Annotated in this window: 9 protein-coding genes; 1 reads left to right on the forward strand and 8 read right to left on the reverse strand. The window is 53.0% G+C overall.

Going from position 1 to position 11,817, the window contains the following annotated elements; translation table 11 throughout:
• Positions 1-28: 28 nt before the first annotated feature.
• The 6 genes from dtpD to ACSOSI_RS20525 all read right to left on the reverse strand — a co-directional run bounded on the left by dtpD (position 29) and on the right by ACSOSI_RS20525 (position 7,873).
• A complete protein-coding gene (gene dtpD, locus ACSOSI_RS20500; protein ID WP_012146471.1) occupies positions 29-1,477 on the reverse strand; it encodes a dipeptide permease DtpD in 1,449 nt (482 codons plus the stop codon).
• A 66-nt stretch (positions 1,478-1,543) separates the two neighbouring features.
• Positions 1,544-3,685, reverse strand: a complete 2,142-nt coding sequence (locus ACSOSI_RS20505; protein ID WP_476706060.1) for a lysine decarboxylase CadA — start codon at positions 3,683-3,685, stop codon at positions 1,544-1,546.
• Between the two features lie 91 nt (positions 3,686-3,776).
• On the reverse strand, positions 3,777-5,126 hold the full coding sequence (gene cadB, locus ACSOSI_RS20510) for a cadaverine/lysine antiporter (protein ID WP_218217287.1): 1,350 nt from the start codon (positions 5,124-5,126) through the stop codon (positions 3,777-3,779).
• A gap of 358 nt (positions 5,127-5,484) precedes the next feature.
• On the reverse strand, positions 5,485-7,041 hold the full coding sequence (gene cadC / locus ACSOSI_RS20515) for a lysine decarboxylation/transport transcriptional activator CadC (protein WP_476706061.1): 1,557 nt from the start codon (positions 7,039-7,041) through the stop codon (positions 5,485-5,487).
• Positions 7,042-7,129: 88 nt separating this feature from the next.
• The gene (locus ACSOSI_RS20520; protein ID WP_017893785.1) at positions 7,130-7,519 is read right to left on the reverse strand and encodes a VOC family protein; all 390 of its coding nucleotides are present in this window, start codon (positions 7,517-7,519) and stop codon (positions 7,130-7,132) included.
• A 120-nt stretch (positions 7,520-7,639) separates the two neighbouring features.
• Complete coding sequence (locus ACSOSI_RS20525; protein WP_012146476.1) at positions 7,640-7,873, reverse strand: glutaredoxin family protein; 234 nt, start codon at positions 7,871-7,873, stop codon at positions 7,640-7,642.
• Positions 7,874-8,023: 150 nt separating this feature from the next.
• Here ACSOSI_RS20525 and ACSOSI_RS20530 point away from each other — a divergent pair, with 150 nt between their 5' ends.
• A complete protein-coding gene (locus ACSOSI_RS20530) occupies positions 8,024-8,569 on the forward strand; it encodes a MarR family winged helix-turn-helix transcriptional regulator (protein WP_476706062.1) in 546 nt (181 codons plus the stop codon).
• Here ACSOSI_RS20530 and ACSOSI_RS20535 read toward each other — a convergent pair.
• The gene (locus ACSOSI_RS20535; protein ID WP_012146478.1) at positions 8,566-10,710 is read right to left on the reverse strand and encodes a lysine decarboxylase LdcC; all 2,145 of its coding nucleotides are present in this window, start codon (positions 10,708-10,710) and stop codon (positions 8,566-8,568) included. The two genes, ACSOSI_RS20530 and ACSOSI_RS20535, sit on opposite strands and share 4 nt — an antisense overlap.
• Positions 10,711-10,847: 137 nt before the next feature.
• Positions 10,848-11,807: an acetyl-CoA carboxylase carboxyl transferase subunit alpha gene (accA, locus tag ACSOSI_RS20540; protein WP_012146479.1), complete on the reverse strand. Its 960-nt coding sequence runs from the start codon at positions 11,805-11,807 to the stop codon at positions 10,848-10,850.
• Positions 11,808-11,817: the final 10 nt, after the last annotated feature.

Genomic DNA, 11,817 nt, shown 5'->3' on the forward strand with positions numbered 1-11,817 from the left:
TGCACGTTAACCCCCGTCATACCATCAATCAAGCATTAACCGCACGGATATGACGGCCGGACAGCAACCACCACATGGCCAACACCGCCACCACTGCCGCCGTACAGCCCATAGCCCACCAGCCAATTTGAGCAAACAGGTGAACATAGGCCTGCGCCGTCGCCCCCGTTGCCGGGTCTTCAGCGGTCTGGCCGGCGATAATACCAGCCAGGTAATTGGCTATCGAGCCGGTAGTCAGCATATAAATACCAGTCAGCACCCCGGTAGCGCCAGGGATATTCAGCCGGGTAATCTGCGCCATGGCGACCGGATCGATAAACAGTTCGGCAAGCCCCATCACCGACAGCCCGGCGATCATCAGGCTCATCGAGCCCTGCCCGTAACGGGCGTTAAGCGCCATCAGGGTAAACCCCACGCCAATCAGCAGTAAACCAAAGGCGAACTTTCCCCAAATCCGCAGAGTGGGGTTGCCATTGCCGTTGCCCCGCACCAGCCAGGCCAGCATCACACCGCCAAACATCACGGCAAAAGCGTTAACCGACTGGAACAATGCGGTCGGGACCGTCCAGGAAAACCATTGGCGGTCGACAAAGTGATCGATAAACAGGCTGATCGAACTACCGCCCTGCTGGGCAAAGGCCCAGAACAAAGTGCCCAACAACATCAACATCACTATCTGCCACAGCCCACGGCGCTGCACTGTTGTAGCCCGGGCCATTATACGGATCACCATCACGACGGCGGCGGCACACACCAGCATCAGTAATTGGCCGGCCAGGTCGTAAATGAACAGTGAAGTGAAGAACAGAGGGGCCAACAGCAGCATGGCACCAAGCCATACCCAATTAGGTACCCGCAGCGTGGTGACGCACATCTGCGCCCGATCCACACCGCGCGTATGGCTGAAATGACGGCTGCCGAACAGGAAGATCGTCAACCCGGCCAGCATACCGATACCCGCCAGCGCAAAGCCGACGTGCCAGCCGTAGCGTTCAGCCGCCAACCCACAGGCAATGGGCGCCAGGATCGAGCCGACATTACCGGCGGCATACAGCAGTGAAAAGCCCCCTTCCCGGCGCGAGTCCTGCGGTTGATACAACTCGCCCAGCAGGCAGCTGATATTGGATTTAAACAGGCCGTAGCCACAGATGATGATCGACAGCGAGAGATAGAGTGATTGTGTCGATACGGCGCTCAGGCCGAGCACGATATGGCCCAGCGTCATCAATACCGCTCCGGCAATGACCGCTACGCGGTTGCCCAGCAGGCGATCGGCAAGCAGGCCGCCGAGGATCGGCGTGACATAGACCAGAGAAGCGTAAGCGCTATAGAGGCTAATGGCGCGGCTATCGGAATAACCAAGTTGGTGGGTAAGATAGAGAATAAGTAACGCACGCATGCCGTAAAAGCTGAAATATTCCCAAATTTGTATGGCTACGACATAGTAGATTGCGCGCGGCTGTGAGGGTGTTTTCATGGTTTTCTCCCATCAGTCGGGGAACGACAAAAGGGGAAGCGCAAGCGCCTCCCCTTGTTAGTTCACTTATTTATCGTTTTTCAACACCTTCACGGTGTAACGTCCATCCGCCTGGCGATAAGCGCCATGGATATCAGTTTCGAAGCCTGGATAATGCGCGCCGATCTCGCACAGCATTTGCAGGAACTCCAGAACCGGACGGCTTTCCTCGGTGAGCATTTCACCCGGCATGACCAGCGGAACACCCGGAGGATATGGCAGGATCATGTTGGCATTCACTTTGCCCACCATGTCTTCCAAATAAACCTCTTCCACTTCACCGTGCAGTTCTTTCTGGAAGGCCTGGAACGGGTTCATTACCATCGCCGGCAGCACTTCAAAGGCGCGGTACATCAGGTCAGGCAGATTATGGTGTTTCACCAGGTTGTGGATATTCTGAGCCAGCTCCTGGATCCGCATGTCTTCATAAAACTCTGGTGCCTCTTTATACAGCGAAGGCAGCATGTTTTTCACCCGCAGGTTCAGATCGAACGAGCGTTTAAAGTCAGTCAGACCGCGCAGCAGGCTGAGAGCCTTGGTTTTATCGATACCGATGCTGAACAGGAACAGCAGGTTATACGGGCCGGTTTTCTCAACAATGATGCCGTGCTCATCCAGGTATTTGGCAACCAGGCTGGCCGGGATACCAAACTCCTGCATTTCACCCTCTTTGCTCATCCCTGGGGTCAGGAGAGTCACTTTGATCGGGTCGAGATACATATGTTCATCATCGATATTTTTGAACCCGTGCCAGGCGTTGTCAGACTTCAGCGGCCAGCATTCAGCCTGATCGATGTGCTCTGGCTGCCAGACGTCAAAGAACCAACCTTCGGACTCAACGTTCAGCTGTTTGATTTCTTTACGGAACTTGATAGCACGTTCAATAGAGCCATTAATCAAACGCTTACCGGCATTACCTTTCATCATCGCCGCGGCAGTTTCGGTAGATGCCACGATACCGTAGTGCGGTGAAGTGGTGGTTTGCATCATGTAGGCTTCGTTGAAGGTTTCTTCGTTGATATCGCCTTTCACGTGGATCATTGAGGCCTGAGAGAATGCCGCCAGCAGTTTATGGGTGGATTGGGTTTCATAAATCACCTTCCCTTCCACACGGCCGCCGCTCATGCCGCATTTGCCTTTGTAAATCGGGTGGAAATTGGTGTAAGGCACCCAGGCGGAGTCAAAGTGAATAGATTTCACATCCAGCGCGCTCTTAATATGATCGGTGTTGTACAGCAGACCGTCATAGGTAGAGTTGGTGATTACCGCATGCACTGGCCAGGTGGCGTTTGGTGTTTCTTTAACACGTTTGGCGATGGTGTCACGGGCAAATTCACTCTGCGGGATACCACCGAGAATGCCGTAAGCATTACGGGTTGGGCGGAAATAGATTGGCGTAATGTCGCTCATCATCATCAGATGAGTCAGCGATTTGTGGCAGTTACGGTCAATCAATACGGTGCTGCCGGCCGGTGCGGAATACATGCCGACAATTTTGTTGGCGGTAGAAGTGCCGTTAGTCACCATATAGCTGCGTTCAGCGTTGAACACGCGGGCAATGTATTCTTCAGCTTCTTTGTGCGGACCGGAGTGATCCAGCAGTGAACCCAGTTCGGAAACCGAAATAGAAATGTCGGACTTCATGGCGTTGGCGCCAAAGAAATCGTAGAACAGGCTGCCGACCGGGCTTTTCTGGAAGGCGGTACCGCCCATGTGGCCTGGAGTACAGAAGGTGTATTTGCCTTCACGAACATACTTGAACAACGCCTTGGTCAGCGGCGGCAGGATGGTATCGATGTACTCATCGGTGTTTTGTTTGATCTTGGCAGCGATATCGGTAGCCGCACCGAGCGCATATTCAAAGAAACGCACCTGCATGCGCAGATCGTTCAGGCTGACATCCAGGGTTGAATGCGTATTGGCGAATGCATACAGCGGCATGTATTCATTCAACTGGCTGATTTCTTCACACAACTCAAGGTTGTATGTATCCCAGTCGAAAATCACCCCGCACAAGCGTGCATTATTTTCGATCAGCTTTAACAGGTCGTCGCGATCGTTCGGATAGACAACGCGGAAGTCCAGGCTTTCCAATGCTTTGTGCAGTTCGCGGATAGGCTCTTCTTTAAAGTAGACACCCATGTGGTTCATGATAGCAATAATGTTCATAATCATTTCTCCAGGTAATGCGAGCCCCTTGCCATCACGGATGACAATTGTTGTTGCAAGGGGCTGAATTAAGAAGTGGGTCAGTACGCGCTTAGTGCGCTTTGGCCGTTGAGCTGTTTTCGATGGCTACAGCATTGGCTTTCTCTGTCTGACGGGTATTCATTTTGCGGGCGTAGAACATCAGAATGATCAGGCTGATGATGAAGGTACCGGCCAGTTCGAACGATTCGGCCCCCATCAGTGCGATGAAGCAGAAGCCACAACCCAGAACCGAGGCGATCAGGCTCAACAGGTTACGGATATTGACGCCTTCGAAGCGGATCAGGTCTACGCAAGAGTAGAAGTAAGGCAACATGGTCAGCAGCACCGCAATACCGGTCAGCATGCCGAACAGGTCGGAAGCTTTACCGCCGCCGGAGCTCATGGCGGTAATCAGCACCATCAGCGCGGTCATTTTGCAGCTTGCCAGCAGCAGGCCTTTTTTCGGCACGCCGTTTTTATCGACCTCACCATAAACTTTCGGGAAGTTACCGTCGTTGGCGGCACGAACCCCGGCCTGGCCAACCAGCATCATCCACGAACCCAGTGAAGTCAGGCAGGCAAAGGCGGTGAAGGCGGAGACCAGTGGTGCAGCCCAGTTACCCATAATGGCGGAGGCGCTGACGGCGAACGGTGCACCGCTGGCAGCCATTTGGCTAGCCGGGAACATACCGCTCATCACCTGAGTGGCCGCAATGTAGATAATCCCGGCCAGCGCGGTACCCAGCATGGTTGCCAGCGGTACGGTGCGTTTCGGGTTTTTCACCATGCCGGTGCTCACGGCGGCAGACTCTACGCCGATGAACGCCCACAGGCACAGCAGAATACTTTTGATTACCGCATGGCTGTCGGTGGTACCGGAAGTGTTCCAGTTAGCGTGGTAGGTTGCCGCGTCGAACCAATGCCAGCCCGCAGTCGCGGTGACAATCACCGGGATTAGCACCAACACCAGGCCGAGGGTGGTCAAACGGCTGACCCAGGTCCCGCCGAGCAGGTTAACAAAGGTGAATATCCAGACGATGGCGATACAGGCAATACCTGCCGGTACCGGATTATTCAATTCAGGGAAGAAGGTAGAGAGATAAGAAACTGCGGTAATACCGATAGCCAAATTACCGATCCAGTTCGCATGGTAATAAAGCACACCGGTCTGGAAACCAAACGCCGGGGAAATTTCACCTGCGTAAGCAATAGGGCCACCCTGCTGAGGGTTTTTGGTGGCCAGACGCGCATAGACATAAGCCAGTGACATCGCGCCAATAATAGAGATTACCCATCCCCAGATGGCGATAGAACCGAGGCTTGCCAGGTTCGCGGGTAATAAGGCAATACCGCTCCCCATCATATTACCGGCAACCACACCGGTGCAGGCAATAAGCCCTATTTTCTTGGATGAACCCATGGTCAGTTTCTCCTGATTTTGATTTCTTATAAGTCTTGGCCGCTAAGCAAATTTGCTAATGACCGGACTTGATAGTCAGGATGCTAATGATTGGCGGGAATAAAGTCCTAAAGATAAAGTGATATTACGCTCATGATCATACAAATGATAAACTGAGGTTTTTCATTAACACATCAAGAGATAAACACGTGCTCAAGAAAAGATAAACAACCAATAAAAACATTAAGATAGCGTTGTTATTTTCACTAACAAATGAAAATAAAAGAGAGAAACAAATCAACCAATAAGTTAATGGGACTTAACAAATAAAACACAATAAATAACACCGCCGGTCAACTATCTGACTCGGCGGCGTGGCTTAATTGGGTTGTTTATCCGGATTGTAGTTTTCGAGGTAGGGAACTACGGTGTTTATTGAGGTATGGAAGACGGCATTACGGATCCAGTGCAGGGTATTCTCGCCCGGACGCAGGTTAAATGCCGTGATATAGGAGTCTGCAGCCAAGCGATTGTAGCCCTGCATTTCATAAACTTTGCCGAGTAACACATAATTCATCCATGACATCTGCAGCTCGATGCCTTTATTTATCGCCTGATAAGCCTCATCGGTTTTCCCCTCTCCCAGTGCCCGTATCGTATGAATTTGCTGAATTATGGGGCTGTCTTTTAAAGCGGGCAGTGCATCCAGGCGAGCTATCTCCGTATCCAGTTGCGCCAACTGCACAGTATCAAAAGGTTGATAAGAATTACGCAGTAAGTCTGCCAGCGCTTTTTCGGCCGCAATATAAATAAAGTCCGGAGACGATTTCACCATATCACCCAGCATGCGACTGGCATGGGTCAAAGAATCGATATCCCCCTGGATCAATAACTGATGTGCCTGGTAATACTGCTGCAGTTCCGGGCCTGAGTTTGGCAAGAGTTTCATCAACCGCTGCTGCAAAGGGGCCGGCCACGGCTGATTGAGGGCCACAGACAGGCTACTCAGGAAGTCCTCCTGAATTTTCAGTTGATTGTCTGTAGTAACAAAGTAGCGCTTATCCAGCATGATCGAGCTGTCCGCATTGTCCACCAGCCGTACCGACAGGAAACATTGCTGCGCACGATAATGGCGCTGGTTGACGAACTCAATGGTCAGCGATTTACCCGAACTGCTTGGCCCGGTGTAGTTATAGTTGGTTTGATCGTGCACCAGGAAAGTGGAATAGGTATTTAGCGAGTCCGTGACTACTTCGCTCAGGCCGACGACATAGGAAAGTTGCGGCGTCCAGTTACTGCAGCTGTTGCCCCCCTGAATGCGGATATCAATATCCCGCGGGTTCATCAGCACCGGCATGGTGGATTCCGGTATGCGACGCGACAAAGTTGCAATGGCCACAAACACCACGCAGGCGCTCAATGCCGCCAGGAAAGCCAGCCACACCCAGAACGGCGATTGTCGATAAAAAGCCACCTTCGACTTTGCCGGCGATGTTTTTGCCTGGCTGGGTTTTGGCGGTTGATAATCAACGTCATCGTCTTCACTGCCATCTTCCGGCTCATGGGTGATGACCGCCACCCGCGGTAGCGCAGGTATGCCTGTCTCTTCCCCTTCACACCACATCACTGGCGCAGCCAGCTTATAGCCGCGCTTGGGCACGGTAATGATGTATTCCGGGCTGTTGCTGTCACCGTCCTTCAGGTATTTGCGCAGTTCGGAAATACTCTGAGTCACCACATGGTTGGTGACAATGTTGCGCTTCCAAACGTTATCGATCAGCTCATCGCGACTCAGCACCACATCCGGGTGCCGGGCGAAATATTGCAGCATATCGATTAAGCGCGGCTCCAACGCCAACTGGCGCCCATCACGGCTTATTTTGTTGTCTGCGGGAGTAACCAACCACTCACCAACGCGAAAAACGGGTTCTTGCATAGTGAAAATAACTCAAAAGGGGGTGCGGCAAGCGCGGGATAATACCATATGAGCGCCCGACCTGCGTCGATATGCCCCGATTAAGCATTCATACCTCATATAATTCTAGAGGCAAGCCATCGGGATCGCTGAAAAAAGTGAAGCGTGACTGGGTATAAGGATCGATGCGTACCGGCTCGCAAACTACGCCGGCAGCCTGCAAATGCTGGATGGCCTGCTCGATGTCCTCGACGCTGAATGCCAGATGGCGCAGGCCACAGGCTTCCGGACGACTGACACGAGCCGGGGGGGACGGGAAGGAAAACAGTTCGATGCTGTATTGGCCATTGAGTGCCAAATCGGCCTTCCAGGAGTCACGTTCTTCGCGGTAAAACTCGCCGAGTAAGGTGAAACCCAGAATATCGCAATAAAAATGCTTACTGGCCGCATAGTCTGAACCAATGACGGCAATGTGGTGTATCTGACGGAGTGCCAACATAGTGTGTCTCATTATCGATGTGATGAGGCACGTTATCCGGCAGCAGTGGCGACGTCAACGACAAAAAGCCCCGCATATAAGACGGGGCCGTCATTCAGAAATCAGCAACGCAACGGCAGATCAGGCTTTAAGATCCGCCAGCGCAGCACCGTAGTTGATGTGCAGTACCTGCCCATCCACCACCAGCGCCGGTACGCTCTGTACCCCGGCTTTTTCTGCTTCGGCGATACGCGCCGGTTTTTCACCCAGATGAACGACATCCACTTGCACATCCTGGCTCAACAGGCCCAACAACTGCTGCTCTGCGCTCACGCAAACCGGGCAACCGGCATGATAGAAAACGGCCTTAGTCATGATAATTCTCCTTGGTTCTGACTGTGTGGGCGAAATTAATTCGCACATTTAGTTTCGACCCGAAACCAAATGCACAATAAATCCTCCGTCACGCCTTGTCAATATAGTTTTTAATCGATACTATTTTCCCACACTAGCGAGGATCCCATATTGAGACTTTTTGATTTACTGGAACGGCTGAATAGCCTGCAACGCAGCTGGCTGCGTAGCCATGAAGAGCTGGAAAGCCTGCCCCCGGTGCAATTGAGTGCGTTGTACTATCTGGCGCGCTGCAACCATTACTCCAACACGCCAATGGCGGTGGCGGAATATCTTGGCCTGACCAAGGGCACGGTATCGCAATCGCTGAAAAAGCTGGAAAGTAACGGAATGATTGCCCGCACTGCGGACGAGAAGGATCGCCGCAGCGTCAGGCTAAAGCTGACCGACAAATCACGCGTATTGATGGATGCCCTGTTCCCACCGGCCTATTTACAGGATGCGCAGGATGCCATGCAGCGAGACGGCGGGCAGCTAGTGGAACTGCTGACGCAGTTGTTGCGCCAGTTGCAAAAGCAGGATGATAACGTGGCGTTATTCGGCGAATGCCATCGCTGCCGCTATCACCAACGGCAGGATGGCCAACCATTTTGCGGCCTGACGCAGGAACCGTTGCCGGCAAACAGCGTGAACCTGATTTGCCGGGAATTTGCTTAAGCCAGCGGCATTTTCAGCACCTTCACCAGATAACGCCCGTCCTCGGTCAGTTTCGCGCCGTGGATATCGGTTTCAAAGCCCGGGTAACGCTCGCCGATCGAGCACAGCATCAGCAGGAAATCCAGCACTGCACGGCTCTCTTCGGTGATCATCTCGCCCGGCATCACCAGCGGAACCCCTGGCGGATAAGGCAGGATCATGTTAGCCGCCACCTTGCCGACCAACTGATCCAGCTCGCAGGTTTCTACGTTGCCGCGCACCTGTTGCTGGAACATCTGGTGCGGCGTCAGTTTCATTTCAGGCAGCACGTCAAACGCCCGCTGCATCAGCCCCGGCAGGTCGTGCCGACAGATTAAACTGTGGATCCCGGCCGCCAGATCCTGAATGCGCATATTGCGGTAGAAATCCGGATCTTCCGCAAACAGATCCGGCAGCATGTTCTTCACCCGCAGGTTGAGATCGTAAGCGCGTTTAAAATCGGTCAAACCGCGCAGCAGACTCATCGCCTTGGTTTTATCGATGCCGATGCTGAACAGGAATAACAGGTTATAAGGCCCGGTTTTTTCCACTACGATACCGCGTTCGTCCAGATACTTCGCCACCAGCGCCGCCGGTATCCCGCTCTCTTCCAGCATGCCCAGTTCATTCATGCCCGGCGTCAGGATAGTGACCTTGATCGGATCGAGGTACATGTGGTTGCTGTCGGTGTTGCCGAAACCGTGCCAATTATCATCCGGGTTCAGCGGCCAACACTGCGCCTCGTCGATCTCCTCCGGCTGCCAGATGTCGAAGAACCAGCTATCGCTCTCCTCTCGCAACCGTTGCACCTCACGGCGGAAATGCAGTGCGCGTTCCACCGAGCGATTTATCAATCGCCGCCCCGGATTGCCGCGCAGCATGGCTGCGGCAGTCTCCATCGATGCTACGATGCCGTAATTCGGCGAGGTGGTGGTGTGCATCATATAGGCTTCGTTAAAGGTGCTTTCGTCGTAGTCACCCTTAATGTGAATCATTGAAGCCTGTGAAAACGCCGCCAGCAGTTTGTGCGTAGACTGGGTTTCGTAGATAACCTTGCCGGGCGTGCGCTCGCCGCTCATACCGCTCTTGCCGTCGTAAATGGGATGGAAGTTGGTATAGGGCACCCAGGCCGAATCAAAGTGAATTGAGGGTACGTCCAGCGTCTGTTTGATGTAGTCGGTGTTGTACAACAAACCGTCATAAGTGGAGTTGGTGATCACCGCATGTACCGGCCAACTGGCGTTAGCCGTTGCCGCGACCCGGCCGGCAATGCTCTCGCGAGTAAATTCATGCTGCGGAATACCACCGAGAATGCCATAGGCATTACGCAGCGGACGCAGGTAGATAGGCACGATATCGCTCATCATCAGCAAATGGCATAAGGATTTATGGCAGTTGCGGTCAATCAATACCGTGCTACCGGTCGGCGCCGAATACATTCCGACTATCTTGTTGGCGGTGGAGGTGCCGTTAGTCACCAGATAACTCTGCTCGGCGTTAAAGGTACGAGCAATATACTCCTCGGCTTCCAGATGTGGGCCGGTGTGATCCAGCAGCGATCCCAGTTCTGTCACAGAGATCGAGACATCTGCTTTTAGCGTGTTGGCACCAAAAAAGTCGTAAAACAGACAGCCGACCGGGCTTTTCTGAAAGGCAGTGCCGGCCATATGGCCTGGAGTACAGAAAGTGTATTTCCCTTCGCGCACATAGTTGAACAGCGCCTTGGTCAAAGGAGGCGTAATGGTATCTATGTATTCGGCGGTGTACTGCTGAATACGCTGTGCAATATCATCCGCCGCATTTAGAGCGTACTCAAAGAAATACAGCGCCATGCGCATTTCATGCAGGCTGACGTCGAAGGTGGAATGGGTGTTGATGAAGGCATACAACGGCAGATATTCATTCAACTCATTGATATCGCTGCACAGCTCCAGACTGTAGTCGTCCCAGTCAAAAATCACCCCACAAATGCGCGCGTTGGCTTCGACCAGTTTTAACAGATCGCCGCTGTTTTTCGGATAGACCAGTTGGAAATCCATTGCAGCCAGTGCGGTGTGAAGCTCGCGGATCGGCTCGTCTTTGTAATAAACGCCCGCTGGGCTCATGATCGCGATGATATTCAACGGCTGCTCCTGTCAGTTAACCACCAATCGTCTATAACAACATGAAAAAACCGTGCTGTGTACCCCAAAGCCCCCCTTTTCGTCAGCCAAAAAAAACCGCCCAAATGAAGGCGGTTTCTTGTAACGCATAACAAAACTCAGCAGTAGCCGTAGTTCATCAGGCGCTGGTAACGACGGTTACGCAACTCTTCGTTGTTCAGGCCATCGAGATCTTTCAGGTCAGCCAGCAACTGTGCTTTCAGCGTTGCAGCCATCGCAGGAACGTCGCGGTGAGCAGAACCCAAAGGCTCCGGGATCACCGAATCGATCAGCTTAAGCTCTTTCAGACGCGGTGCGGTAATGCCCATCGCTTCTGCAGCCAGAGGTGCCTTATCAGCACTCTTCCACAGAATGGATGCACAGCCTTCCGGTGAAATCACCGAATAGGTGCTGTACTGCAGCATATTCACTTTGTCGCCAACGCCGATGGCCAATGCACCGCCAGAACCGCCTTCGCCGATCACGGTGCAGACGACCGGGATGTTCAGGCGAGACATTTCACGCAGGTTATGGGCAATCGCTTCTGACTGGCCGCGTTCTTCCGCGCCCACGCCCGGGTATGCCCCTGGGGTGTCGATGAAAGTGATCAACGGCAGCTTGAAGCGAGAAGCCATTTCCATCAGGCGCAACGCTTTGCGATAACCTTCCGGTGCCGGCATGCCGAAGTTACGGCGGATTTTCTCTTTGGTTTCGCGGCCTTTCTGGTGACCGATGATCATCACCGGGCGACCATCCAGACGCGCAATACCACCGACAATCGCTTTATCATCGGCATAGGCGCGATCGCCAGCCAGTTCTTCGAAGTCGGTGAAGATGTGTTTGATATAATCCAGGGTATAAGGACGGCGTGGGTGGCGTGCCAATTGAGCAACTTGCCAAGCCCCAAGATCGGAAAAAATCTTGCGCGTCAGCTCAACGCTCTTTTCACGAAGGCGCTGAACCTCTTCGTCCAGATTAATATCTAATTTTTCGTCTTGACGGCTGACTGCAGTCAGCGAGTCAATTTTCGCTTCCAGCTCTGCAATCGGCTGTTCAAAATCAAGAAAATTCAGACTCATAGCATTCCTA

The sequence above is a fragment of the Serratia sp. AR11 genome, from assembly GCF_056376275.1.